The following is a 24,219-nucleotide window of genomic DNA, read 5'->3' on the forward strand; positions in this document are numbered from 1 at the left end:
AAACGAAAGGGAAGCCGTGAAGCCCGTCGCCTCACCCACCCCTGACACCCAAGAATGGTTCGACCGGATCGACGCCGGAGAACTGACCGTGGCGCACTGTCGAAGCTGCGCGCTTCGGTTCCTGTATCCGCGAATGTGCTGCCCCGACTGTGGTTCGCGTTCTGTCGAGCTCCTGCCCGCCAGCGGTCGCGGATCGGTCGCCTCCTGGGTGGTCAACCACCGAGGCCCCGAAGCGTTCGCGAAGGAGGCCCCGTACGTCATCGCCCTGGTACGGCTCGAAGAGGGGCCGCTGCTGATGTCGAACATCCTGATCGACGACCCGGACGTCGTGTCGGTCGACCTTCCGGTCCGCGCCGAGTTCGAGCAACGCGGTGAGCGACGGGTCGTCCAGTTCGTCCCGGAGGTGGAGACAACATGAGTCTGCGTGGAGCGATCGCCATCGTCGGGGCCGCCGAGAGCACCCGCTTGGGCAAGATACCGGACATGTCGGCGTTGCAATTGCACGTGGACGCCGCGCTCAACGCCCTCGCCGACGCCGGTCTTCGACCTTCGGACATCGACGGTGTCGCCTCGGCGGGGGAACTCCCCAACGACGTCGCCGATTACCTGGGAATCGTGCCGGAGTACCTCGACGCCACCAATGTCGGCGGCTCTTCCTACATGCTGCATGTGCGCCACGCCATGGCCGCGATCGCGTCCGGCCTGTGTTCCACCGTGCTGGTCACGCATGGAGAGTCCGGCCGTTCCAGGGTGGGGATGCAACCCTGGGCACCGGCGCCACAGTCGATGATGGGTCAGCTGGAGGTCCCCTACGGGCCGGTCGGCGCCCCGTCGCTGTTCCCGATCGGCGTCCGACGCTACATGGCCGAGTACGGGATGTCCGAAGAGCAGTTCGCGATGGTCCCGGTCGTCCAGCGGGAGTGGGCCTCACGGAACCCCCGCGCCAAGCTCCGGGAGCCGATCACCGTCGAGGGCGTCCTGTCCTCGCCCGTGATCGCGGATCCGATCCACCTGGCGCACTGTTGCCTGGTCACCGATGGCGGCGGGGCCCTGGTCCTGATGTCGGCGGAGCGGGCGAAGGACCTGGGCGCGGCCGCGCCGCCCGTGTACGTACTGGGAGCAGGTGAGTCCAGTGAGTCCTCGGTGGTCTCGGGCCTGGCGAGCCTGACCTCCTCTCGCGCGATCGAGCGGGCCGGCAGTGCCGCACTGGTCCAGGCCGAGATCGCGCACAGCGACGTCGACCACCTGATGATCTACGACGCCTTCGCCCACGTGCCGTTGTACGGGCTCGAAGACCTCGGGTTCGTCGGTCGAGGAGAGGCCGCCGCCTTCGTCGCCGACCGCAACACCGCTCCGGGCGGCGCATTGCCGCTGAACACCAACGGCGGAGGGCTGTCCTACACGCACACCGGGATGTACGGCATGTTCGCCATCCAAGAGTCCGTCCGCCAGGTGCGCGGCACGGCTCCCGCCCAGGTCGAGGGGGTCGACGTCAGTGTGGCCGTGGGGGTCGGAGGCATGTTCATGTCCTCCGGCACCCTTGTCCTGGGCAGTGAGGCCACGCTCGGCTGACCGTGCTCGGGGAGAGGGGGTCTCCTCCTCTCCCCGCAGGAAGAACGAGCGCGACCGCCTCCGATCAGGAGGCGGTCGCGCTCGTATGGCTCGTCGTGGACGTGGCCGACGCCCCCGCGCCGGCCACGGAACCCGGTCAGGTCGACATCGCGCGCTCGCCCTCGGGAAGCAGCCGCACGAGGGCGGTACGAACCGCCTTGCAGACCACGACGCCGTCCTGGTTCAGACCGCGGTGCTCAAGGGTGACGATCCCTTGGCCCGGACGACTCGCGGAGAGTCGCTTGTGGCCGATCTCGGTCTCACAGTAGAGCGTGTCGCCGATGAAGACCGGGGCGGGAAAGGAGATCTCCTGAAAGCCCAGGTTGGCGATGGTGGTCTTCTGGGTCAGGTCGGGTACGCCGACACTGCAGACGATGCTGAGCGTGAGAAGACTGTTGACCAGGCGCTGGCCGAACTCGGACTCGGCGGAGGCGACGGCGTCCAAGTGCAGGCTCTGGGTGTTCAGCGTCATGCTGCAGAACAGGACGTTGTCCGTTTCGGTGATCGTCCGTCCGGGCTCGTGTTTGAACACGTCTCCGGTGATCATTTCCTCGTAGTAGCGGCCACGGCGGGTATGAACGGTCACGGAGTCTCCTTGGATCGAGAGGCGGACGCGAGAAGCGCGGCCTGGTGATGGGGATGGGCCACCTCGGCCAGTGCGTGGGCCCGTTCGGTGACCGAGCGGCCGCGCAACCAGGCCACGCCGTACTCGGTGACGACCGCGTCGGGTGTGTGACGGGGGAGCGACACGATGTCGGTGCCGAGCCGGGGCACGATCCTGCTGCGACGGCCGTCAGGGGTCGTCGAGGGCAAGGCGATGAGCGAGAGACCTCCGGGGGACCCGAAGCCGGATTCGACGAAGTCGGCACTGCCGCCGATACCGGAGACCTGTCGGTCACCGACGAGTTCGGCGTTGACCTGGCCGGCGAGATCGACCTCGACGGCGGAGTTCACCGTCACCAGACGCGGGATCCGCGCGAGTTCTCGCGGAGCGTGCGAGAACCTACTGTCCCGGAGCACGACCGCGGGGTTGTCGTGAGCGAACTCCATCAGCCGTCGGGTGCCCATGAGTTCCGCGGCGAGGACGGCCGGTCGGGGATCGGTGCTCCAGGGAGCGATCCCCGCGTCGAACAGCGGCACCATCGCGTCGTTGGCCATCCCGACGAAGCGGACGTCGCGTAGCCCGCTTTCAAGGAGGAAGGCGGTGAGGGCCTCGGGCACGGCGCCGATCCCCAGCTGGAGCGTCGGCCGCTCGGGCAGGAGCGTCAGGACGTGCTCGGCGACACGGTCGCTGACCGTGTCCCGGGTGGCGGCCGGGAACTCGCACATCGGTGTGTCGGCCTCGACGAGGTGGGTGATCGAGCCGACGTGCACCATCGAGTCGCCGTGGGTCCGGGGGAGGTCGGGGTCGACTTCGGCCAGGACCAAGGCCGCGCGGTCGATCGCGTGCTTGACGTAGCTGGCCGAAGGACCGAGACTGCACCACCCGTTCCGGTCGGGGGGTGAAACGCGCACCAGAGCGACGGAGGTCTCCCAGAGGTCGAGGAGGTCCGGGACGGCCGAGGCGCGAGCAGGGACGTAGTCGACGTCGCCGGGACTCAGCGCGGCACGGGCGGGACCGTAGGGGTGCCAGGTCACATACGGCAGGTGACCGGCCGCCGAGGCTTCGAGGAACGGGTACGCGCCGAGCTGGAGGCCCGAACAAAGGCGCACCGACTTCAGGGTGTCCGCGAGCCCGCCGAGCGCGGTGAGCAGTGTCTCCGGCGTACCGCAACCGGGTGCCGCCACGATGGTGCTTCGAGGAGGAATGGCTTGGATCGCCGCTGACACGGAGACCGTCCGAGGTGGCTTCATCGCTCCTCCTGCTGTGTGCGCGGGGCCGGCCCGGGAATCCGCGCCGGAGTCCGAGGTTGCGGCCGGTGGCAGAGGACGTTTCGGCGCGTCCTGAGAGACCCTAGCCGCAGGAAGAAAGTGAAGCAAGTGCTTGATTGGGTATTGACCTTAGTGCTGTGACGTGGCTTACTTACTATCTAGCGAGCGCTCGATTGGTGCTCGTCAGGCCCTTACGCGAGGGAGATCGACTCAGTGGGACTGTTAACACAACAAATCTTCAACGGGCTCGCGGTGGGGTCGATCTACGCTCTGTTCGCGATCGGCTTCGCCCTCATCCTGGCGCGTATGAAGATTCTGAACGTGGCGCACGGGACCTTCGCGACCTGGGGGGCACTGTCGGCCTTCTGGCTGGTCGTCCAGGGCGGGATGAACTTCTGGGTCGCGGCGGTGTTGGGCGTCGCGTTCGCGGGTCTTCTCGGTGTGCTGTCGGAGCTCTTGGCCTTCGGGCCCTTGCGCAAGCGCAACGCCGGAACGTTCGCTCCGATCATCGCCAGTATCGGCATCTGGATCGTGCTGCTCAACGTCGCGGAGGGGTTCATCGGCCCCACCACAAGGAGCTTCCCGATCGAAGCCGTCCCGTCGACTCCCTTGCGGATCGGTGGAATCGTCATGCTGCCGGCCCACATCCTGAGCATCACGGCGCTGATCCTCGTGGTCACGGCGGTCCACCTTCTGCTCAGCCGCTCGCGGTTCGGGGCGGCGGTGCGCGCGGTCTCGGTGGACAGCCGTTCGGCGGCGATCGTGGGTGTGAACCCACGGCGGACCCTCTTGGCCGTCGCCTTCATCGCGGCAGGAGTCGCCGGGCTCGCCGGCGTCCTGTCGGCGCTGGCCGACAACAACGTGTCGTTCGGCCTCGGAGAAGCCCTGCTGCTGAAGGGCTTCGCCGCGGTCGTGGTGGGCGGTTACGGCGACATCCGTGGCGCGGCCGCGGTGGGGGTGGTGATCGGGGTCCTCGAGGTCCTCAGCTCTCAGTACATCTCCTCCGATTTCCGTGACGCCATCACCTTCGGCATCTTGCTGCTGGTTCTCGTGACCAGGCCCCAGGGACTGTTCAGTGAACGCCAGTTGGTCCGTGCCTGAGCGCGCCACCTCTCGAAAGGGTCATCTGTGAGTACGACCGCTTGGATCATCACACTCCAGTTCGCCGGGGTGAACGCGCTCTTCGCCCTAGGCGTGTACGCCTCCCTGTGGACCGGTGTCCTGAGCCTGGCTCCGATCTTCTTCGGCGCGGTGGGCGCCTTCACCTTCGGGTACCTCGCCGCGACCTTGGGCCTGCCTCCGTTCCTCGGATTGGTTCTCGGGATCGTCCTCGGGGCCTTCCTGGGAGTGGTCACGGCCGGGATCGTCATTCGGCTCAGCAGCCACTATCTGGCGATGGCGACCATCGCGATGGTGCTCATCGGTCGGGTGTTGATCCTCAACCTCCCGGAATACACCGGTGGTGCCGCCGGCACCCTGATACCGGGTGACCTCGGCACGTGGCCGTGGTTGCTCGGGACTCTGGTCATCGCCGGGTTCGTGATGTCGCGACTGGCCGGTTCCCGATTCGGGTTCGCCGCCGACGCGGTTCGGGAGGATCCGGCGGTCGCGCAGACCCTGGGCGTCTCGCCCCGGCACATCCAGTTGGTGGGCTTCATCCTCTCCGGTGCCTTCTCCGGGGCGGCCGGCGTGATGCAGGCGAGCTTCCTGCAGTACATCGGGCCGGACACCTTCTACACCCACCTCGGCTTCGTGACGCTGGCCGCCGTCGTCCTGGGAGGAGCGTTCCACTGGGCGGGTCCGATCGTCGGCGCCGTCGTGTTCACGATCCTGCCCGAGTTGTTGCGCGACGTCATGGGTGACTACGACCGCGTGGTGACCGGTGTCCTCCTCGTCCTCATCATCATCTACATGCCGCGCGGTCTGGTCGACCTGCGTCGGTTCCGGTTGCTCCGCCGCCGCTCACGAGGCTCGGAGCCCTCCGGCGTCAGCGCGTCGCGTGAATCGGCGAACCAGGAGGTGCTCTCATGACCACGACTTCCCCCGGGGCTTCCGGGGCGGTCGCCCCCGCGGTCGAGATCGCGGGGGTGACCAAGACGTTCGGCGGTTTGACCGCGGTGTCGGACATCCACATCGAGGTCGCTCGACAGAGCATCTACGGCATCCTCGGTCCCAACGGCGCGGGTAAGACCACCGTGCTGAACATGATCAGCGGGTTCATCGCTCCCGACAGCGGATCGATCTCGGTCTTCGGCGACGAGGTGACACGGATGCCGCCGCATCGGATCGCGCGGCACGGAGTGGCACGGACCTACCAGAACATTCGCCTCTTCGGAGGCATGACGGTGCTGGAGACCGTGGTGGCCGGTGCCTATATGCGCCGCTCCTCCACCATCGGCGGGGCGCTCCTCCTCAGCCCAGGGGAGCGTCGCGAACGTCAGAGGGTCCGCGAGCGGGCCCAAGCCCTCCTCGAACAGGTCGGCGTGCGATCCGCCCACGACGAGCTCGCCGAAACGCTTTCCTACGGAGACCAACGTCGCGTGGAGATCGCCCGTGCGCTCGCGACCGAGCCGCAGGTGCTGCTACTGGACGAGCCGACGGCGGGAATGAACGACGCCGAGTCCCAGGAGATCGGGGAACTTCTGCTCCAGCTGCAGGCCTCCGGACTCACCTTGATCCTCATCGAGCACAACATGCGCCTCGTCGAGGAGTTCTGTGAATCGGTGTCGGTGATGAACTCCGGTGTGATGCTCGCGCAAGGCACCCCGAGCTGGTGCCTGGAGCAAGACGATGTGAAGGAGGCCTACTTTGGAAAGAGCTCCGATGCTGCGCGTATCGCGACTCTCCGCCGCGCACGGCGCGGTTCAAGCGGTTCGTGAAGTCGACCTGGACGTCCCCAAGGGTTCGCTGGTCGCGTTGATCGGCTCCAACGGCGTGGGCAAGACCACCACCATGAACAGCATCGCGGGGCTGCATCGCCCCGCGAGCGGCACCGTCGAACTCGACGGCACCGACATCACCGGTTGGACGTGCCACAAAGTGGTGCGCGCGGGGGTGGCGCTGGTGGCCGAGGGACGCCGTGTCGCGCCGCCGTTGACGGTGGAGGAGAACCTCGGCCTGGCGACCTACAGCAGGCGCAGCAACAAAGCCGACTTCCGTGCCCAGTACGGGCGCGTCCTCGACCTCTTTCCACGCCTGGCCGAGCGGCGCGGACAGTTGGCGGGGATGCTGAGCGGCGGCGAGCAGCAGATGCTCGCGGTCGGGCGCGCCTTGATGACCAACCCCGACGTACTGCTGCTCGACGAGCCGTCGATGGGTCTGGCGCCCTCGATCGTCGACGTGCTCTTCGAGACCATCACCACGCTGCACGAGACGGGCTCGACGATCCTTCTCGTGGAGCAGAACGCCGAACTCGCGCTCGCGGTCAGCGACCAGGTGTACGTGATGCAGCGGGGACGGATCGTCGCCTCCGGCGAACCGGAGGAGATCCGTGGACGTGACGAGGTCATGACCGCTCTGTTCGGATGAGCGGTCTTGTTCCCGGTCATCGATTCGGCCGACGGAAAGCGTCGGCCGTCAATGTTGAGGAGTTCCATGAGCCAGATCAGTCTTGACGGTCAGGTCGCCATCGTCACCGGTGCCGGTGGCGGACTGGGGCGCGCGCACGCGTTGCTGTTGGCCGAACGCGGCGCCCGGGTCGTGGTCAACGACGTCAGTGGGCCGAGCGACGAGGCGGGCGCCGTGTCGCCCGCGCAGCGGGTCGTCGACCAGATCCGGGCGGCGGGGGGTACCGCCGTGGCCGAGAACACGGACGTGAGCACGAAGGAGAGCGCGGCCCGCATCGTCGACTTCGCGACCTCGACCTACGGACGACTCGACATCCTCGTCAACAACGCGGGCATCCTGCGCGACCGCTCCTTCGCCAAGATCTCCAGCGAGGAGGTCGATGCCGTCCTGAACGTGCACCTGGGCGGAACGCTGTGGATGTCGAAGGCGGCCTGGCCCGTGATGACCGAGCAGAAGGGCGGACGCATCATCAACACCACGTCGGCCGCGGGCCTGTTCGGCAACTTCGGTCAGGCCAACTACGCGGCGGCCAAGGCCGCCATCATCGGCCTCACCAAGACCCTCGCGATCGAGGGCGCTCGCTCCGGCGTGTCGGTCAACGCGATCGAGCCGGGTGCCCGGACCCGAATGACGGAGAACCTGCTCGGCGACCTCGCCGACAGCCTGGATCCCTCACTGGTCGCGCCGTTGGTCCTATGGCTCAGCGCACCCGAGTGCACGGCCACGGGGGAGGTCTACAACGTGGGCGGTGGCCGGGTGGCCCGGGTGCTGGTCGCCCAGACCCCGGGTCTGTTCGAACGCGACCTGACGGCCGAACGTATTCGGGACGCCTGGGACGACATCAACGACCCCGCCGAGACGATGGTGTTGACGGACTTCCAACAGGAGCTCGCCGTGCTCACCGAGATGCTGCGGGGCTGATCCCGGCGAGTACGGAGCCGGGGCGGCGTGGCCGTCCCTATAGTAAATCAAGCACTTGCTTGATAGTGTGGAGTGGCCCCGGTACCGACGCCGAAGGCCACGGTGGACATTCGACGAAGAGCCCAGCGGTGGGCACTGGCTGAATCTGGAGGCGGCTCGTGTCAGATCTACGTGACCCCGACCATGCCCTCATCGCGAGGACGATCAGGGAGAGGTTGACCGAGTTCGACGACGATTACTGGCTGGCCTGCGATCGCGACCACCGCTTCCCCTGGGAGTTCTTCAACGCGATGGCCGCCGACGGGTGGGTCGGTATCGCCGCGCCGGAAGAGTACGGAGGCGGCGGGCAAGGAGTCACCGAGGCGGCGATCCTCATGCGGGAGGTCGCCGCCTCAGGGGCGGCCATGAACGGCTGCACCGCCTTGCACATGAACGTCTTCGGACTGCAGCCGGTGATCAAGTACGGCAATGACCGGCTCAAGGAGACGTTCCTGCCCCGGGCCGCGGCCGGAGACCTCCACGTGGCCTTCGCCGTCACCGAGCCGGACGCGGGTACCGATACCTCACGCATCACCACGCGTGCGGTACGCGATGGTGACGGTTGGCGCATCACCGGACAGAAGATCTGGACCAGCAAGGCGCTCGAATCCTCGGTCGCCCTGATGTTGGCCCGCACGTCCCCGGCGCCCGATGATCCGGCCCGGCGCTTCGACGGTCTCAGTCTCTTCCTCATCGACCTGGATCCCGAGCACGTCGACATCCGGCCGATCCCCAAAACGGGTCGGAACGCGGTGGCCACCTGCGAGACCTTCTACGACGACCTGCCGGTCGAGGGGTGGCGGCTGGTCGGCGAGGAGGGGAAGGGCTTCAAACACATTCTCTCCGGTCTCAACCCGGAGCGGGTGCTGATCGCGGCCGAGGCCGTCGGGATCGGTCAGGCGGCCGTGCGCCGCGCGACGGAGTACGCCAAGGTACGTCGGGTCTTCGACCGGCCGATCGGCAGCAACCAGGCCTTGAGTCACCCGCTCGCGGACGCGTACGCGCGCCTCGAAGCGGCCTGGGAGATGACGCTGATCGCCGCGACCAAATACGACTCCGGTCAGTCCTGCGGCGCCGAGGCCAACATCGCCAAGTACCTGGCCGCCGACGCCGGTTACCAGGCCGCGGACCGTGCCATGCAGACCCACGGAGGACTGGGCTACGCCCAGGAGTACCACGTGGAACGGTATTGGCGGGAGGCGCGCATCATGCGCCTGGCCCCGGTGAGCCAGGAGATGTCGCTGAACTTCATCGCCCAGCAGGTGCTGGGCCTGCCGAGGAGCTACTGAGATGGGCAGGTTCGAAGGCAAGGTCGCCTACGTGCTCGGGGGCGGAAGCGACGGCCCCGCCCGCCCCGGAGAAGAGCTCCCCATGGGCAACGGGCGCGCGATCGCGCTGCGGCTGGCCTCCGAGGGAGCCCGGGTCGTGGTCGGCGACAAGGATCGCGACCGCGCCGAAGCGACGGTGGCCCACCTGAGGACCCCGGGCCTGGCCGTCGAGGTCGACGCCGCCGACCCCGAGTCCTGTCGTGCCGCGGTCGAGGAGGCCGTGCGGTTCGGCGAGGGGCGTTTGGACGTGGTGGTCTGCAACGTCGGGGTCTCCGGCCGCGAACCGGCCAAGGTGCAGTCCCTGGAGGACTGGGACACCGCCAACGACGTCAACGTCCGCTCGCACTGGCTGACGGCCCAGGCGGCACTGCCGCGGATGCTCGCCCAAGGACAAGGCGCCTTTGTCTTCATCGGCTCGACGGCCGGAGTGTTGAGCAGTCGGCGTTCGCTCTCCTACGAGGCGACCAAAGCGGCCCAGCTCGGAGTGATGCGACACCTCGCGGTGCGTTACGGAGGTCGAGGCATCCGTTCCAACGCGGTGGCCCTGGGCAACATCGACTCCGCGCTGGTGCGGCGAGAGTTCGGCGAGGGGGGAGCGGCGCGCGGCTCGGTGGTCCCGATGGGGCGCGAGGGGACACCCGAGGAGGTGGCCGCGGCGGTCGCGTTCCTCGCCGGTGACGACGCGAGCTATGTGACCGGCCAGAACCTGCTGGTGGACGGGGGCGTCAGCGCAGCGTGGCCGACGCCCCCGAACGCACCCGCTTGAGAGAGGACGACGATGGCTGAGACCGTGGTAGTGAGCGGCGTGGGCATGAGCCCGTTCGGGAAGTTCCTCGACCGTTCGATGAAGGAGCTCGGCAAGGTGGCCGTGGACGCCGCGCTGGCCGACGCCGACATCGGGGTCGGTGACGTCCAGGCGATGTTCTTCTCCAACGCGCTCGCCGGCCTGATCACCGGACAGGAATGCATCCGCGGCGAGGTGGTGGGTTACCCGCTCGGGCTCGCCGGCATCCCGATCCACAACGTGGAGAACGCCTGTGCCTCGGGAGGCAACGCCCTCCACCTCGCGTGGATGGCGGTCGCCTCGGGGATGTACGACACCGTGTTGGCGCTGGGTGTGGAGAAGGCCAACCACGCCGACCGGCAGCGGATGTTCAGCGCCTACGCGGCGGGTGCGGACGTGGAGGAGGGCTTCAGCGTCGGGGAGGGAGCGGGACAGAATCGCAGCCCGTTCGTCGACCGCCAGGCCAAGTTGGCCACCGCGTTGTTCGACGAGAGCGGCGTGACGATCGAGGGTCTGGCCCGGGTCGCGTCCCGCTCGCTGGAAAGCGCCACGCTCAACCCGTTCGCCCACCGCCGTTTCGGTGCCACCCCGGAGGAGGTGCTCACGGCGCGTACCGTCGTGGAACCGCTCACCGTGTTGATGAGCTCACCGGTCAGCGACGGTGCCGCCGCGGTGGTCGTCACCAGCAGACCCGAGGCGGTGGCCTCGGACCGTGCCGTCCGTGTCATGGCGTCGCAGCTGGCCACCCGTCCACCCCAGGACCGACCGGAGATGCCCAACGCGGTCCAGGCCTCGGCCTTGGCGGCCTTCGAACAGGCGGGACTGGGGCCTTCGGACATGGATCTGGCCGAGGTGCACGACGCCTCGGTCGCCTACGAACTGATGGCCTGGACCGATGTCGGCCTTTGCCCGAAGGGCGAGGAACAACGGTGGATCACCGAGGGGGTCACCGAGGCCGGTGGAGCCCTGCCTGTCAACCGGACGGGCGGCCTGGTCGGCCGGGGCCACGCCCTCGGAGCCAGCGGTCTGGCACAGGTGCACGACGTGGTGGCGCAACTTCGCGGGGAAGCGGGGCCACTCCAACTCGACACCGAGCCGCGACGCGCGGTGGTGCAGATCGGCGGCGGGGTGATCGATTGGCAAACGGCCGCCTCCACCGTGCACGTACTGGGGAGGGGCTAGATGAGCGACCTCGTCATCGACGCGCACATGCACGTCTGGGACGCGACGTGGCTCCCCGAGGGCCTCCGTCGTGCTTGGGCCCGACAGGCCGCCGGGCGGCGACTCCCCGAGCGTGATCCCAAGACCCTGATGGACCGGGTCGCGGTGGGTCAGAGCGACCCGGACGCCACGTTGACCATGGCAGCCTTCGACCGTGCGGGGGTCGCCGCGGGAGTGGTGCCCGTGGTGGACTGGACGATCGTGGGGGCTCCGGGGGGACGGCACCTGCCCATCGGTGAACTCAACGCCCGCTACGAAAAGGTCGCCGCGGAGAACGAAGGACGCCTCTACTTCTGCGCCGGTCTCGACCCAAGACACGAGAACGCGCGGGAGCTGTTCAACGCCGCGCTCGAACACCCCCACTGCAAGGGCTTCAAGCTTTACCCGGCGGCGGGCTGGGATCTGGCCGACGACTCCCATTCCTGGCTGTTCGACGCGCTACAGGAACGCGGGCTGCCGGCCGTGATCCACACCAGTCCTCTGGGCGGGGACCCGCTTCAGGTCGCCCGTTGCCGTCCCGCCGAGGTCGCCTCGATGATGGCGCGCCATCCCGAACTCCGTGTGGTGTTCGCGCACGCCGGGCTGGAGGCCTGGTGGGCGGAGGCATTGGACTGCGCGACCGGCTGGCGGCACGCCTACCTGGAGCTGTCGCTCTGGCAGCGCTGCGCCCTGAGCGATTACCCCGAGTTTCGACGTCGGGTGCGTCGGATGCGGGATCAGATCGGCGCGCATCGCCTCATCTTCGGCTCCGACATCATCCGGGGCCCCAGGGAGGACCCTGACGGTGCGCACCTGGAGGAATGGATCGCGAGGGTCCTCGACCTGGCGTCGCCGCACGCGGGGGACCCGCCCGTGTTGAGCGCGGAGGAACTGACGCTCTTCCTGGCGCGAAACGCCGTACGACTCTATGACCTGAAGGAGCACGCATGACCGCGGAGACCCTGGGAGAACTCTTCCGCAAGGCCGGCCGCCGGTTCGCCGACAACGTGGCGATCATCTCAAGGGGAGAGGAGCGTACGTTCGCGGAGGTGATCGAGAACGGGTGGCGGCTCACCCACGTGTTGCGGGCTCGGGGCCTACGGCCCGGTGCCTCGATCGCGGCGATGCTCGGCGACCGGGTCGAGTCATTGGAGGTCTACGTCGGGCTCGCGCTCGGCGGCTACACCGCGGTCCACGTCAATGACCGTCTCACGGCACCGGAACTCGACCACGTATTGACCGACTCGGGTTCCGTCGCGTTGATCCACACCGATCAGGTGAGCAAGGTGGCGGCCGAGTCGGCCCTCGCCGACCGCCTCTCGGCGTGGTTGGCCATCGACGAGTCGCCGCCTCCGGGTGCCACGCCGTACGCCGAGGCGCTCGCCGGTGCCGAGGCTTCGCCGCTGCCGATCGACCGATCGTTGGAGGATATCGCGCTGATCGGCTACACCAGCGGCACGACGGGTTTCCCCAAGGGGGTCCTGGTCAGCCATCGCGCGGTGGTCAACTGCGTCAAGCTGGTGCCGTACGCCTACCGGATGCCGCTGCAAGGCCACGTGGCGTTCCCGGGAGGGTGGTCCTTCGTCTCGGGACTGTGGGGGGTGATCTTCCCGCATTTCTACACAGGTGGGACCGTGGCGTTCATCCCCGGTGCGACGCCCGAGGAGTGGGGCCGACACATGGTCGAGCACGGGGCCACCTTCACACTAGGGCTCACCCCTTTGATCCCAGGACTGCTCGCCGCCCTGGAGGCCTATCCCGAGGCGTTGGGGACCCTGCAGAGCGTGCTCCACTCCGGTGGGCCACTGCCGGCCGAGCTGGCCGAGAAACTCGTCGGCACCATCGGCGACCGACTGGTGGAGACCTGGGGCATGACCGAGGTCATCGGTCCGATCACCATCACCAACCGCGGTGATTGGACGGGCCACGGCACGGCACGCGACATCTTCTCCTCCGTCGGCCGTCCGCTGCCGACCGCGTCGGTGCGCGTCGTCGACAGCGACGGTCACACGGTTCCCGATGGTGAGATCGGCGAGCTCGTCATCGAGGCCGACACCATGTTCTCCGGCTATCACGGCCAGCCGGAGAAGACCGCGGAGGTCTTTCGAGACGGCGAGTACTTCACCGGCGATCTGGGATACCGAGACGAAGCCGGCTACTTCTACCTCACCGGGCGGGCCCAGGATCTCATCATCAGCGGAGGGGCCAACGTCTATCCCGCGGAGGTCGAACGGGTCCTGCTCTCGATGGAGGAGGTCGTCGACGCGGCGGTCTTCGGGTTGCCCGACGAGCGTTGGGGCGAGGCGGTCTCCGCCGCCGTCGTGCCCGTGCCGGGCACGGAGATATCGGAGGAGGCCGTGCGCGACTACGCACGGTCGCAACTGGCCGGTTACAAGAAGCCGGTGAACGTGTTCTTCGTGGACGAGTTGCCACGCAACGCCAGTTCGAAGGTCATGAAACACGTGCTCAAGGAACGGTTCGTCCAGGGCACGGAGGACGAGGTCGAGGGAGGCCGACGATGAGCAGGCTTGGTATCAGTGAGTTGTTCCCGGGGATGGGCAGCCGGTCGGGCACGTGGTCCAATGACGCGGCCCAGCTGATCGAGGAGCTCGGGTACAACTCGGTGTGGTTGCCCGAGCACGTCGTGTTCTTCCCGACCTATCGTTCGAAGTACCCGTACGAGTCGGGCGGCGGGGAGGAGGTCGACCGGATGCTGGGGGTCCACGACCCGTTGGTACTCGCCTCCTCCATCGCGGCGAGCACGACGACGCTGCGCATCGGGACCTACGTCTTCGTGGTGCCGCAGCGCAACCCGATCGTCACCGCCCGCCAAGTGGCGAGCCTGGACCAGCTCAGTGGCGGACGCTTCGAGTTCGGTGTCGGTGTGGGCTGGTCCGAGGAGGAGTACGAGGCGCTCGACGTGCCTTTTGAACGACGCGGCGCCCGGATGAACGACTACCTGGCCGCGATGCGCGTCCTGTGGTCCGAGGAGGAGCTGAGCGAGTACCGAGGGGAGTTCGTGGACTTCGAGCCCCTCTACTGCTTCCCCAAGCCCGCTCAGCGTCCCCTTCCCATCATCGTCGGAGGCAACTCGGACTCGACCCTGCGCCGGATCGTGAGGTTCGGCGACGGATGGGCCGGTTACAGCCGAACGCATGAGGACATTCGTATCTTCTTGGAGCGCCTCGAGGAAATGATGACGGCGGCCGGCCGGGACATGTCCGAGCTTTCCCTCAAGGTGGGGCGGCGCAGCAAGGGTTCGACGGAAAAGGACTGGGAGGACGACCGCGCCTACATCGATGAGGCCTTTCGGCTGGGCATCGACGAGGTCGTGGTCTCGCCCAGGATCGGTGACGAGAACTACGAGAGGGACATGCGCCGCTACGCCGAGATCATCGGTCTTTGAGCGGGAGAACGATCGGCCCCGAGGGGCATCCGGGCCCCGAGGGGCGCGTTACACGCTGAATTAGAGCAAGCGCTTGATTAATTGGAGGAGTGTCGTGGGGCGAGTCAATGGTGATGCGGAGCGAACCTCCGAGGTGGACTACCTCATCATCGGTGCCGGAGTGTGCGGTCTCCACCAGCTGCACGATCTGCTCGAGATCGGGGCCGACGTGCGAGTGGTCGACGCCAACTCGGGGCTTGGCGGCACCTGGTACAAGAACCGATACCCGGGTTGCCGCTTCGACTCCGAGTCCTACACGTACCAGTACTCGTTCTCCGAGGAGCTTCTCCAGGAGTGGGATTGGAAGGAGAGGTTCGCCGCCCAACCCGAGACGCTCTCCTACCTCGAACACGTGGCGGACAAGTTCGACCTGCGGCAGCACATCACCTTCGACATGCGCCTGGTCCGTGCCGAGTGGTCGGAGGACGATCTTCGGTGGACGCTCACCTTCGAGAACGGCCAGGTGATCCGCGCCAAGTTCGTGCTGTACGCGATGGGACTCCTCTCCGTGCCGACCTATCCGAGGATCCCGGGCAGGGGGACGTTCCGGGGATTGGAGACGCACACGTTCGACTGGCCCGAAGGGTATGACGTGACCGGCAAGCGGGTCGCGGTCATCGGCACCGGCGCGAGTGGCGTACAGGTGATCACCGACATCGCCGACAAGGTGGAGTCGCTGTCGGTCCTTCAGCGAGACGCCAACTGGTGCGCGCCCTTGGGCAACGCGCCGATCTCCAAGGAGGAGATGCAGGAGCTGAGGGAAAGGTACGACGAGATCTTCGCGTGGTGCCGTGAGACCCCGGCGGGCTTCATCCACCGGCCCCACCGGACGCTTTCGACCGACGTGACGCGTGAAGAGCGGCTGCGTCATTGGGAAGAGCTCTACAACGGCCAGGGCGCCGGCCTCTACATGGGCAACTACCGTGACTGCATCACGGAGCCCGGACCCAACCGTGAGCTCTCGGAGTTCGTCGCCGGCAAGATCCGGGAGCGGGTCGAGGACCCCGAGGTGGCCGAGCTGCTGATCCCGAAGGATCACGGGTTCGGGACGAAGCGGGTCGCGGGAGAATCCGGCTTCTACGAGGTCTTCAACCAGCCCAACGTCGAGCTCGTCGACCTGATGGCGCACCCGATCCACGAGGTGACCGAGACCGGTATCCGGCTCGACCTGGGCTCCGGAGAGTTCCGTGACCTGGAGCTGGACGTCATCGTCTACGCCACCGGCTTCGACGCCGTGACCGGTCCCTTCGACCGGATCGAGATCATCGGCACCGATGGCGTTCGGCTCAAGGACCGGTGGAAGGACGGGCCCGAGACCTGCCTGGGAGTCCAGGTCTCCTCCTTCCCCAACATGTTCGTTCTCGTGGGACCGCAGTCGGGCTCGGCCTCGGCCAACTTTCCGCGCGGGATCGAAGACGTCGTCAACTGGATGACACAGACGGCGCTCTACATCGAGGAACACGGCATCGACAGGTTCGAGGGGCGCCGTGAGGCCGAGATCGCCTGGGTCGAGCACGTGCGTGAGGTGAACTCCAAACTGCTGATGTCACAGACACGGTCGTGGTTCAACGGGCACAACATCAACCTCGAACGTGATGAGAAACCACGTGTCATGGTCTACCTCGGAGGCGCCCCCCGTTATCGGCGACGACTCACCGAGGAGCTCGAGAACGGCTATCCCAGCTTCCTGCTGTCGAGTTCCGCCGTGTCGGCCACGTTGTCGACCTGACCACGGTGCGGCTCGGAGCCGGGCCGGCGGGGAGGCTCCGTCCCTTCCCGCCGGCTCCGGATCACGCGTGGCGACGCAAGCCCCCGTCGACGCCGATCGTCTCACCGGTGACGTAGGAGGCTCCCGCCGAGCACAGGAAGGCGATCAGGGCGGCCGCCTCCTCCGGCTCCCCGAAGCGTCGCGACGGAATGTTCTGGACGGCGTACTCCTCGCGCGCCTCCGGAGTGGGGAAGTGGCGCCGTACCTGCTCGCTGTCGATCCGGCCGGGCGCCACACAGTTGACGGTCACACCCGTGGCGGCGACCTCGCGAGAGAACGCCTTGGACCACAGGCGACAGGCCGCGATGGCCGCTTGGGCGGCCGTGACGGCGACGGGCTCGAGCAGGCCGACCACGTTCACCACTCGCCCCCGGCCGGACGCTTCCAGTTCGGGGCGCAATTCCTCGGCGAGCCGGCGCTTGGAATGGAAGTTCAGCTCGAAGGAGTCTCTCCACGCGGCTTCGTCGAGAACACCGCCGGGAGGGTCAGCCTGGCCCGCGTTGTTGACCACGATGTCCACGCCCCCGAGTTCTTCTCGCGCGGCCCGCCCGATCACCGATGCCGCGTCGGGGGCGCTGAGGTCGCAGGAGAGCAGGGCCGGACGCCTCCCCGTGGTCTCCGTGATCCGATCGGCGACCGCTTCGAGTGCGTTGATCCTCCGTGCGACCAGCAGCACGTGTACGCCGCTCTCCGCGAGGGTGATCGCCACCGCGCGACCGATACCCGCACCGGCCCCGGTGACGATCGCTCGAGCACCGTCGAGTCCCAGCTCCATGTGACCCCGCTCCTTGCCCTCAACCGCGCCCGCGCTGAGCCGGTGATGATCTTCGGCTCGGACGCTAGGGCCTTATTCGCACAGATGTCAAGCAAGTGCTTGATAGTCTCTCTCGTATGACAGACGATTCCTCAACGGCCGATCCCCGGGCCGAGAGCATCTCTTCCGTGCATCGGTATCACGCGGAGCTGATTTCCCAGTTGCGTGGCTTCTTGGACGAGTTCTCTTCCGCGTCCCTCACCGAGGCGTCGAGTGAAGAGCTGCGCGCCACCTTGGCCGACTTGACGGAACGGCTCGCCGCCGAGCGAGTACCCGAGGAGGAGCGGCATTATGGTCGCCTTTTCCGGCTACCCGCGGCGGGGCAGGCCACCACCCCCTGGTACGAGGTGCTCGAATCGACACCGCCCGACTCCCTCACGGGTCGATCCGTTTTCGGTCCGTTCTTCCTCGGTGGCAGAGGTGCCGCGCACGGAGGATCGATACCACTGCTCTTCGACGAGCTTTTCGGGTGGCTGGCCAACGCCGAAGGAATGCCGGCTTCACGTACGGCGTATTTGAACACCCGGTACCTCTCGGTCGTCCGTATCGGAGTCGAACTCACCTTCTCCGCGTGGACGGAGCGTGCGGAAGGGCGCAAGAGGTTCTTGCGGGCCGAGCTGCGTGACGGGCCAACGCTGTGCGCGGAGGCGGAGAGCCTGTTCGTCACCTTGAGGCCCGGTCAGGCCTGATCCCACGTGGATCGGCGTCCCGAACATCTCTCAGGGGTGGCGTCCTACCCGCACATGTACGACATCGCCCCGCCCTACGGTGGATGGTCCGGAACCGGAAGATCGATGGGTGCGAGCTCGGTGTGGGTGGTGAGAACGCTCATTTTCAGGCCCTCACACCACTGTGCGGAGTGCCGGCAAGAAGAACCGGGAGGGTGTCGGGTCCTTGGCCGTAGAGTGACGAAGCCCCTTTATCGGATTGAGGGAAGGCATCCTCAAGGGGTCGGGGCTTCGGAGATCGGCATGTGGTGATCCGGGTGGCCGCCCCATAGGAGGACGCACCGTCATGTGAGTGGAACTCCTCGGTCCGCGGCCCGAAAGAACCCCCTTTTCGCTCACCACGACGGTCATGGCTCACTTCTCCAGGGGTCGAGGCTGAAGGTGTGCCAGCGGAACTCTTCCTCCCCAGCGCCGAAATCGTCTTCATCCCCTGCTTCCGAGAGGCATCGATTTCCCCCCAGGACCACGGTGGTGGCGATTCATGGAAGCGACATCGTCGAGTGGTCGCTTGTGGAACACCTCTTACGGAGTGCGCTACCCCGGACGAGCACGAGACCGGTCGTCGAGTCCCTCAGCGATCGCGGTCGAGTGGGGCTGATGCCGTGGATCTCGGTCATGGTCGTGACGATGTCGACGCCTGTACCGAAGGTCGTCACCGACGTTCCTGTGCCAAGGGCCGCGGTGGACACCGCACCGGGCGCTGTGGGATGTGCCGTCAAGTCCCACCGCTGCCTGAAGCGCGGCGGCCATGCTCCGACGGCTGCCGGGGCACGGCGAGGAACTCGCGGAACCGGCCCCCGAAACGGGACTGGGGCCCCTCGTGAAAGAGAAGCCCCAGGTCATGAGGGCGGCCCCGGCAGGATTCGAACCTGCGGCACCCGCTTTAGGAGAGCGGTGCTCTATCCCCTGAGCTACGGAGCCATGGGTCTGACAGAGGTATGTCCTACCCCGCCACCTGGCCAAGCCTAACCCAGGATGGCAGTGGATGGGGTGTCGGTTTTCCGTTCGGGGGGCATGGGTGGGAGACGCTGCCTGCATGGCACAGTACGCTGACCTACGATTGGTTGCCCCGACGCGTTGTGATCTCGCTCATGGCGCGTGTCGTGTTACGGCCGCATGTGTACCTCCGGTGATCGTGAACACCGGGACGTGGTTTCGGTCGGCACTGTGGTGATCAGGGGTTTCTCCGGAAACGGGAACAGAGGGCGTGGTGAAGGGCGAAGCCCCGCACGTCGCCCGCTCCGACCGGCGAAACAGCCCCGCGTGGCCGCAGGCGGACATGTAGTACGTTGCGTTGCGGCCACGGGTAGGTGTTCAAGGAAGCAGTCCGGAGGATCATTCGTGCCGTTCACTTCTGATGCGGCGCGGCGCAGGTCCCGCGTGCCGGGTGGCCGCGGGGCGCTGACCGCCCTTGCGATGTCCTACCGTGTCCGTTTCGCTCAGGCGGTGACACTCGCACTCGTCACCGCGCTGCTCGTGGCCCCGGTGCCGATGGCCGCGCTGGATCCCGCCGAGGCCAGTCTGGAGGAGCTTCGGGAGCGGGCGGAGGCCGCCGCGGACGAACTCCAGGAGGCCACCGACGAGCAGGTCGAACGCCAGGAGGCGTTGGAGGAGGCCCAGGAGGAGCTGGTCGAGACCCTGTACGACCTCCAGCAGACCGAGCTCGAACTCAGCGAGATGCGCGAGCCCTTGGCCCAACTGGCCAGCACCCTCTACAAGCAGCCCGACGGAGGCCTGTTGGCGGTGCTGGCGTCGGGGGCGCTCGTGGAGGATCTGCAAACGCAGTCCTACGCGGCGAAGATCTCCGAGAACAACCAGGCGATGATCCAGGACGCCACCGACCTGCGGGAGGAACAGGTCGAACTGGCCAGCCAGGCACAGGAACTACAGACCAACACCCAGCTGGAGGAGGTCGAGCTGGCCGCGGACATCGAGCAGTTGCGTGAGCGTTCGGAGGAACTCACCGAGGAGCTCTACGGCGAACTCGAAGACCGTGGCATCGACCCCGAGGCCTACATGGCCGCCGGCGACTGCGACCCCGCCAACGCCGCGAAGGCGCAGGGGGCCCCCAACGGCCTGCTGCCGGGTGAGGCCCTGTGCGACCTCTACGACAACAAGCAGTTGCGGGCCGACGCGGCCGTGGACTTCCTCCAACTCAACTCCCGGTACGTGGAGGAGTTCGGCGAGAACATGTGCATCACCAGCGCCTACCGCGACCTGCCCAACCAGCACCGCGTCTACCGCGAGGTGGCACCGGGCTTCGCGGCGGTCCCCGGTACGAGCAACCATGGGCTGGGACAGGCGATCGACCTGGGCTGTGGCATCCAGAACTACAGGTCCGAACGTTGGCTGTGGATGGAGGCCAACGGCGCCGACTACGGGTGGATCCATCCGGCCTGGGCCAAGTCCAGCCCCTTCGAGCCCTGGCACTGGGAGTACACCGGCTGACGCCGCCGGCCCCGTCCCGTCGAGGAGTCCTCAGACGGTCTCCGGTACGACCTCGGCGGTGCAGTGGGCGCATCGGGTCGCCCTCTTGTCGATCTCGCTGACGCAGTGGGGGCACTCGCGGGTGGTGGCCTCCTCGGCCTTGACGAAGCGCTCCACGACCTTGGACACGGGCAGCACCACCAGGAAGTACAGGATCGCGGCGGTGATGAGGAAGGAGATCAACGCGTCCACGAAGGCGCCGTACAGGAAACGGCTTCCGTTGATCTCGAAGTAGAGGTCACCGAAGGTCGGGACGCCGCCGAAGATACCGAGCAGCGGAGTGATGAAACCCTCGGTGAACGCGGTGATGAGGTTGGCGAAGACCGAGCCGATCACGACCGCGACCGCCAGCTGCACCAGGTTTCCCTGGAACAGGAACTTCTTGAAACCCTGCATGGAGGAGTCCTGTCGAATCCGTGGTGAACGTCCTTGCCCCGAAACCGCGGGGCGTGCCCTCCTCCGCGCGCTGTGCCACCGCGCACGGGGTGGGCGTGGGGCCCGCGACGGAGCGGACGCCTTCTTCGAGGCCTCTTCCACACGGCCCCGGCACGGGGGGAGGGGCGCCGCCGACGTGAGGGTCCGCGGCGCCCGGCCAGCTTCGCCCACACCCGGGCGGGGGTCAACCGCGGATGGTGATGGACAATCGGGAGGAGGCGGCGTGGCCCGCCAGACTCCTGGCCTCGGCGGGGGTGGCGGCGATGAGGATCAACGCCCCGCCCTCCCCCGCCTGGCCGGTCTCGCGGGGCAGGGCGAGAACGGGCCGGTCGTTGGCCACCTCCACGGCGGCACCGGCACGAGCGGGTCCCAGGTCGTCGTGGCCGTGGGCGGCGAGGACGTCCACCCTGCTGCCGGGGGAGAGCAGGTCCACGGCGCCGGGGTCGGCGACCCGCACGGGGACGGCGACCAGGCCGGGCCCGTAGGGCCGGGCGGGCGGATCGGAGAGCCGGGCGTCGGTGATGACCTCACCACGGCGCACGGGGGCGTTGAGCAGGAGCCCGGAGGTGTCGGTGTCGGCGTCCAGGGCGCCCGCGGGTACGACTTCCGCGGGCAGGGCCAGTGCGGTCAGGTCGTGCCCGGTGAGCGGGCTCGCGGCGTCCAGGTCACGGGAGGCGACCAGGACCGGGGTGGTGGGGGTCGGGAGGGGGCGTACGGCCAGGACGGCGCTGACGAGCGCCGCGGCGGCCAACAGGGCGGCCAGAGGGCGTCGGCGCCGGTCCAGGAGGCGGACGACCGCCCGGCGGTGCCGATAGGGGGGTGGTGCGTCGGTCACGCCTCAACGTTAGATCGCCACGGCGTCCCCGGAGCGTTGTCCACAGGCTCGATCCCCGGGCGGGTACGCGGTGTGCCGTCGAGTTCCCGACGGCACACCGCCGTCAACGGTCCGAAGACTCAGGTGGTCGCGGCGGACGTGCTTCCCGCCGTGCTGGTGGTGCTCGCGCTGCCGCTCTCCGTGGAGGAGCCCTTGCCGTCCGTGGAGGAGGAGGCGGAGGCCGATGTGTCGCCGCCCTTGCCCTCACCGGAGTTGGAGCCGGTCAGCGCGGAGCTGTTGGAGCTCTTGCCGCTGTCGGTGCGGTAGAAGCCGGAACCCTTGAACACGATGCCCACGGCGGAGTACACCTTGCGCAGGCGTCCCTCGCACTCGGGGCAGACGGTCAGCGCGTCGTCGCTGAAGCTCTGCACGACCTCCAGCTGGGCGCCGCACTCGGTGCACGCGTACTGGTACGTAGGCACTGTTCGAGTCCTCCTTGTTAGCACTCTCGCCCGTTGACTGCTAAATAGTACGCGCTCCCCGGCCGAGGGCGTGACAGGGCCCGGTGTCGAGCGCGAACGCCCGGACGAGGGCCGGGCCGCCGACACCGCCGTAGGTCCACCTGCGACGACGTTCCGGCGACTCCCCGAGGCCCCGCTCAACCTCGTTCGTCCGGCCGAAGCGTCGGGCCGAACATCCGCGGGCCGCCGCCGGGGGTGACCACGGCGTCCACCGGGCGGTCATGCGGTTCGGTGGGCAGGGAGTCCACGAACTCCTCGTCGTACACCAGGGCGACCGCCGGGGTGTGCGGCCTCTTGTGGCGCAGCGCCCGGTCGTAGCACCCCGCGCCCCGCCCCAGGCGCATGCCCCGGCGGTCCACCGCCAGGGCAGGGCACACCACCACGTCCACCCGCTCCAGAGCCTGGGGTCCATGGCGCCGTCCGCGGGGTTCCAGCAGCCCGTGCCCGGCCGGTGCCAGACGGTCGGGGCCGTCGAAGGTCACCCAGTCCAGGTCGCCGTCGGGCAGGAACACCGGCAGCAGCACGTGCGTGCCGCGTTCCCACAGCGCCGTCACCAGACCGCGGGTGTCGGGCTCGGTGCCGACGGAGTAATAGCAGGCGACCGTTCCGTCCATGGGCGGCCAGGGAGCCCCCATGAGGGTGTCCCGGAACACCGCGCCGGCCCGCGCGCGCTCCTCGGCGCCGAGCGCCCGCCGTCGGGCCAGCAGGGACTCGCGCAGCCGCTTCTTGGCTCCGCGTCGCTCGCTCTCGTCCATGGCCCCAGTGTGGCACCGCACCGGGCACGACCGTCCCGCCGAGGACGTGGACGGTGAACGGCCGGTGGAGGCCCGTTCTCGGGGACGCGAAACCGACGGAACTTCCTGGCGCCGGGCAGTGTGTGCAGACCCTGGCGCGGTGGGGGACTGGCCTAGAGTGCCGACATGAACGACTCCACCGACCAGAGGCGACCTGAGACGGTACCTGTCACGAAGGCGGTCGTGCCCGCCGCCGGCCTCGGCACCCGGTTCCTTCCCGCGACCAAGGCCACGCCCAAGGAGATGCTGCCGATCGTGGACAAGCCCGCGATCCAGTACGTCGTCGAGGAGGCGGTCGCCGCCGACCTCCACGACGTCCTGATGATCACGGGTCGCAGCAAACGCTCCATCGAGGACCACTTCGACCGGGCCTACGAACTGGAGGAGGCCCTGGAGGCCAAGGGCGACGAGGAGCGCCTGCGGTCGGTGCGCGAGTCCAGTGACCTCGCCCAGATGCACTACGTCCGCCAGGGCGAGCCGCGCGGCCTGGGCCATGCGGTGCTGTGCGCGAAGGCCCACGTGGGCGACAACCCGTTCGCCGTCCTGCTGGGCGACGACCTCATCGACTCCGCCGATCTGCTGCGCCGCATGATCCAGGTGCGGGAAGAGTACGGCGGCAGCGTCGTCGCGCTCATGGAGGTGGAGCCCGAACAGGTGTCCCTGTACGGATGCGCCGGCATCGAACCCACCGACGAGGACGACGTCGTCACCGTCACCGACCTCGTCGAGAAGCCCGACCCGGAACAGGCGCCGAGCCGGTGGGCGATCATCGGGCGTTACGTGTGCGACCCGGCGATCTTCCCCGTCCTCCAGGAGACCCCGCCGGGGCGCGGCGGAGAGATCCAGCTCACCGACGCCCTGCGCGAGCTGACCCGGTACAAGCCCGAGGACGGCGGCACGGTGCGCGGGGTGCTGTTCCGGGGGCGCCGCTACGACACCGGGAACAGGGCCGACTACATCCGCACCGTGGTGGACTTCGCCTTCCGCCGTCCCGAACTCGCGGCGGAGTTGTTGCCCTGGATGCGGGAGTTCGTCGACCGCCGGGGCTCGGGCCGCCCCTGACGGCCGGACCGCACCGCCCTCCCGACGCG

Annotated in this window: 24 protein-coding genes and 1 tRNA gene; 17 read left to right on the forward strand and 8 right to left on the reverse strand. The window is 67.9% G+C overall.

The window, feature by feature from the left end; translation table 11 throughout:
* Nucleotides 1-16 precede the first annotated feature (16 nt).
* Entirely contained in the window at nucleotides 17-418 is a 402-nt protein-coding gene (locus PFX91_RS05390; protein ID WP_285729857.1) for a Zn-ribbon domain-containing OB-fold protein, read from the forward strand.
* Nucleotides 415-1,572: a thiolase C-terminal domain-containing protein gene (locus tag PFX91_RS05395; protein WP_285729858.1), complete on the forward strand. Its 1,158-nt coding sequence runs from the start codon at nucleotides 415-417 to the stop codon at nucleotides 1,570-1,572. Before PFX91_RS05390 ends, PFX91_RS05395 begins: the two co-directional genes overlap by 4 nt.
* Before the next feature lie 136 nt (nucleotides 1,573-1,708).
* Here PFX91_RS05395 and PFX91_RS05400 read toward each other — a convergent pair whose 3' ends face one another.
* A complete protein-coding gene (locus tag PFX91_RS05400) occupies nucleotides 1,709-2,197 on the reverse strand; it encodes a MaoC family dehydratase (RefSeq protein ID WP_285729860.1) in 489 nt (162 codons plus the stop codon).
* On the reverse strand, nucleotides 2,194-3,465 hold the full coding sequence (locus PFX91_RS05405) for an acetyl-CoA hydrolase/transferase family protein (protein ID WP_285729861.1): 1,272 nt from the start codon (nucleotides 3,463-3,465) through the stop codon (nucleotides 2,194-2,196). The genes PFX91_RS05400 and PFX91_RS05405 overlap by 4 nt, the downstream gene beginning before the upstream one ends.
* A gap of 231 nt (nucleotides 3,466-3,696) precedes the next feature.
* Between PFX91_RS05405 and PFX91_RS05410 the strand changes: the two genes are divergently transcribed.
* The 12 genes from PFX91_RS05410 (at nucleotide 3,697) to PFX91_RS05465 (ending at nucleotide 16,496) form a co-directional block, all read left to right on the forward strand.
* The gene (locus tag PFX91_RS05410; protein WP_285729862.1) at nucleotides 3,697-4,584 is read left to right on the forward strand and encodes a branched-chain amino acid ABC transporter permease; all 888 of its coding nucleotides are present in this window, start codon (nucleotides 3,697-3,699) and stop codon (nucleotides 4,582-4,584) included.
* A gap of 27 nt (nucleotides 4,585-4,611) precedes the next feature.
* Nucleotides 4,612-5,514 carry a branched-chain amino acid ABC transporter permease gene (locus PFX91_RS05415; RefSeq protein ID WP_285729863.1) on the forward strand — a complete coding sequence of 301 codons (903 nt, stop codon included), beginning with the start codon at nucleotides 4,612-4,614 and terminating at the stop codon, nucleotides 5,512-5,514.
* Nucleotides 5,511-6,362: an ABC transporter ATP-binding protein gene (locus PFX91_RS05420; protein WP_285729864.1), complete on the forward strand. Its 852-nt coding sequence runs from the start codon at nucleotides 5,511-5,513 to the stop codon at nucleotides 6,360-6,362. The genes PFX91_RS05415 and PFX91_RS05420 overlap by 4 nt, the downstream gene beginning before the upstream one ends.
* Nucleotides 6,307-7,011, forward strand: coding sequence for an ABC transporter ATP-binding protein (locus tag PFX91_RS05425; RefSeq protein ID WP_285729865.1), 705 nt, complete (start codon nucleotides 6,307-6,309; stop codon nucleotides 7,009-7,011). Before PFX91_RS05420 ends, PFX91_RS05425 begins: the two co-directional genes overlap by 56 nt.
* Before the next feature lie 66 nt (nucleotides 7,012-7,077).
* The gene (locus PFX91_RS05430; protein ID WP_285729866.1) at nucleotides 7,078-7,971 is read left to right on the forward strand and encodes an SDR family NAD(P)-dependent oxidoreductase; all 894 of its coding nucleotides are present in this window, start codon (nucleotides 7,078-7,080) and stop codon (nucleotides 7,969-7,971) included.
* Between the two features lie 158 nt (nucleotides 7,972-8,129).
* Nucleotides 8,130-9,299, forward strand: a complete 1,170-nt coding sequence (locus PFX91_RS05435) for an acyl-CoA dehydrogenase family protein (protein ID WP_285729867.1) — start codon at nucleotides 8,130-8,132, stop codon at nucleotides 9,297-9,299.
* 1 nt (nucleotide 9,300) lies between these two features.
* Nucleotides 9,301-10,104 (forward strand): SDR family NAD(P)-dependent oxidoreductase, encoded by an 804-nt coding sequence (locus PFX91_RS05440; protein WP_285729868.1) that lies wholly within the window; start codon nucleotides 9,301-9,303, stop codon nucleotides 10,102-10,104.
* 12 nt (nucleotides 10,105-10,116) lie between these two features.
* The gene (locus PFX91_RS05445) at nucleotides 10,117-11,304 is read left to right on the forward strand and encodes a thiolase family protein (protein WP_285729869.1); all 1,188 of its coding nucleotides are present in this window, start codon (nucleotides 10,117-10,119) and stop codon (nucleotides 11,302-11,304) included.
* Nucleotides 11,305-12,273 carry an amidohydrolase family protein gene (locus tag PFX91_RS05450; RefSeq protein WP_285729870.1) on the forward strand — a complete coding sequence of 323 codons (969 nt, stop codon included), beginning with the start codon at nucleotides 11,305-11,307 and terminating at the stop codon, nucleotides 12,271-12,273.
* Nucleotides 12,270-13,844 carry a class I adenylate-forming enzyme family protein gene (locus PFX91_RS05455; protein ID WP_285729871.1) on the forward strand — a complete coding sequence of 525 codons (1,575 nt, stop codon included), beginning with the start codon at nucleotides 12,270-12,272 and terminating at the stop codon, nucleotides 13,842-13,844. The genes PFX91_RS05450 and PFX91_RS05455 overlap by 4 nt, the downstream gene beginning before the upstream one ends.
* Nucleotides 13,841-14,728, forward strand: a complete 888-nt coding sequence (locus PFX91_RS05460) for an LLM class F420-dependent oxidoreductase (protein WP_285729872.1) — start codon at nucleotides 13,841-13,843, stop codon at nucleotides 14,726-14,728. The genes PFX91_RS05455 and PFX91_RS05460 overlap by 4 nt, the downstream gene beginning before the upstream one ends.
* A 94-nt stretch (nucleotides 14,729-14,822) precedes the next feature.
* The gene (locus tag PFX91_RS05465; protein ID WP_285729873.1) at nucleotides 14,823-16,496 is read left to right on the forward strand and encodes a flavin-containing monooxygenase; all 1,674 of its coding nucleotides are present in this window, start codon (nucleotides 14,823-14,825) and stop codon (nucleotides 16,494-16,496) included.
* A 61-nt stretch (nucleotides 16,497-16,557) separates the two neighbouring features.
* Here PFX91_RS05465 and PFX91_RS05470 read toward each other — a convergent pair whose 3' ends face one another.
* On the reverse strand, nucleotides 16,558-17,310 hold the full coding sequence (locus PFX91_RS05470) for an SDR family NAD(P)-dependent oxidoreductase (protein WP_285729874.1): 753 nt from the start codon (nucleotides 17,308-17,310) through the stop codon (nucleotides 16,558-16,560).
* Nucleotides 17,311-17,522: 212 nt separating this feature from the next.
* On the opposite strand from PFX91_RS05470, the gene PFX91_RS05475 reads away from it, so the two are divergent.
* A complete protein-coding gene (locus PFX91_RS05475) occupies nucleotides 17,523-18,038 on the forward strand; it encodes a PaaI family thioesterase (protein WP_285729875.1) in 516 nt (171 codons plus the stop codon).
* Between the two features lie 887 nt (nucleotides 18,039-18,925).
* Here the strand turns inward: PFX91_RS05475 and PFX91_RS05480 are convergent.
* A tRNA-Arg gene (locus tag PFX91_RS05480) sits at nucleotides 18,926-18,998 on the reverse strand.
* A 420-nt stretch (nucleotides 18,999-19,418) separates the two neighbouring features.
* On the opposite strand from PFX91_RS05480, the gene PFX91_RS05485 reads away from it, so the two are divergent.
* The gene (locus PFX91_RS05485; RefSeq protein ID WP_285729877.1) at nucleotides 19,419-20,525 is read left to right on the forward strand and encodes a D-alanyl-D-alanine carboxypeptidase family protein; all 1,107 of its coding nucleotides are present in this window, start codon (nucleotides 19,419-19,421) and stop codon (nucleotides 20,523-20,525) included.
* 30 nt (nucleotides 20,526-20,555) lie between these two features.
* Here the strand turns inward: PFX91_RS05485 and PFX91_RS05490 are convergent, their stop codons facing one another.
* The 4 genes from PFX91_RS05490 to PFX91_RS05505 form a co-directional block, all read right to left on the reverse strand.
* Nucleotides 20,556-20,960: an MscL family protein gene (locus PFX91_RS05490; RefSeq protein ID WP_285729878.1), complete on the reverse strand. Its 405-nt coding sequence runs from the start codon at nucleotides 20,958-20,960 to the stop codon at nucleotides 20,556-20,558.
* 223 nt (nucleotides 20,961-21,183) lie between these two features.
* A complete protein-coding gene (locus tag PFX91_RS05495) occupies nucleotides 21,184-21,834 on the reverse strand; it encodes an SAF domain-containing protein (protein ID WP_285729879.1) in 651 nt (216 codons plus the stop codon).
* 119 nt (nucleotides 21,835-21,953) lie between these two features.
* Nucleotides 21,954-22,295 (reverse strand): FmdB family zinc ribbon protein, encoded by a 342-nt coding sequence (locus PFX91_RS05500; protein ID WP_285729880.1) that lies wholly within the window; start codon nucleotides 22,293-22,295, stop codon nucleotides 21,954-21,956.
* A 176-nt stretch (nucleotides 22,296-22,471) separates the two neighbouring features.
* Nucleotides 22,472-23,089 carry a 5-formyltetrahydrofolate cyclo-ligase gene (locus tag PFX91_RS05505; protein ID WP_285729881.1) on the reverse strand — a complete coding sequence of 206 codons (618 nt, stop codon included), beginning with the start codon at nucleotides 23,087-23,089 and terminating at the stop codon, nucleotides 22,472-22,474.
* 165 nt (nucleotides 23,090-23,254) lie between these two features.
* On the opposite strand from PFX91_RS05505, the gene galU reads away from it, so the two are divergent.
* Nucleotides 23,255-24,190: a UTP--glucose-1-phosphate uridylyltransferase GalU gene (galU, locus tag PFX91_RS05510; RefSeq protein ID WP_285729882.1), complete on the forward strand. Its 936-nt coding sequence runs from the start codon at nucleotides 23,255-23,257 to the stop codon at nucleotides 24,188-24,190.
* Nucleotides 24,191-24,219: the final 29 nt, after the last annotated feature.

The sequence above is a fragment of the Nocardiopsis sp. ATB16-24 genome (assembly GCF_030271535.1).
Lineage (GTDB): Bacteria > Actinomycetota > Actinomycetes > Streptosporangiales > Streptosporangiaceae > Nocardiopsis.

What these genes read in the sequence shown, in the direction of transcription:
- PFX91_RS05395 (WP_285729858.1), top strand. Translation starts at nt 415, where the DNA reads ATGAGTCTGCGTGGAGCGATCGCCATCGTCGGGGCCGCCGAGAGCACC.
- PFX91_RS05405 (WP_285729861.1), bottom strand. Translation starts at nt 3,465, where the DNA reads ATGAAGCCACCTCGGACGGTCTCCGTGTCAGCGGCGATCCAAGCCATT.
- PFX91_RS05420 (WP_285729864.1), top strand. Translation starts at nt 5,511, where the DNA reads ATGACCACGACTTCCCCCGGGGCTTCCGGGGCGGTCGCCCCCGCGGTC.
- PFX91_RS05425 (WP_285729865.1), top strand. Translation starts at nt 6,307, where the DNA reads ATGCTGCGCGTATCGCGACTCTCCGCCGCGCACGGCGCGGTTCAAGCG.
- PFX91_RS05430 (WP_285729866.1), top strand. Translation starts at nt 7,078, where the DNA reads ATGAGCCAGATCAGTCTTGACGGTCAGGTCGCCATCGTCACCGGTGCC.
- PFX91_RS05440 (WP_285729868.1), top strand. Translation starts at nt 9,301, where the DNA reads ATGGGCAGGTTCGAAGGCAAGGTCGCCTACGTGCTCGGGGGCGGAAGC.
- PFX91_RS05445 (WP_285729869.1), top strand. Translation starts at nt 10,117, where the DNA reads ATGGCTGAGACCGTGGTAGTGAGCGGCGTGGGCATGAGCCCGTTCGGG.
- PFX91_RS05450 (WP_285729870.1), top strand. Translation starts at nt 11,305, where the DNA reads ATGAGCGACCTCGTCATCGACGCGCACATGCACGTCTGGGACGCGACG.
- PFX91_RS05455 (WP_285729871.1), top strand. Translation starts at nt 12,270, where the DNA reads ATGACCGCGGAGACCCTGGGAGAACTCTTCCGCAAGGCCGGCCGCCGG.
- PFX91_RS05460 (WP_285729872.1), top strand. Translation starts at nt 13,841, where the DNA reads ATGAGCAGGCTTGGTATCAGTGAGTTGTTCCCGGGGATGGGCAGCCGG.
- PFX91_RS05470 (WP_285729874.1), bottom strand. Translation starts at nt 17,310, where the DNA reads ATGGAGCTGGGACTCGACGGTGCTCGAGCGATCGTCACCGGGGCCGGT.
- PFX91_RS05490 (WP_285729878.1), bottom strand. Translation starts at nt 20,960, where the DNA reads ATGCAGGGTTTCAAGAAGTTCCTGTTCCAGGGAAACCTGGTGCAGCTG.
- PFX91_RS05505 (WP_285729881.1), bottom strand. Translation starts at nt 23,089, where the DNA reads ATGGACGAGAGCGAGCGACGCGGAGCCAAGAAGCGGCTGCGCGAGTCC.
- galU (WP_285729882.1), top strand. Translation starts at nt 23,255, where the DNA reads ATGAACGACTCCACCGACCAGAGGCGACCTGAGACGGTACCTGTCACG.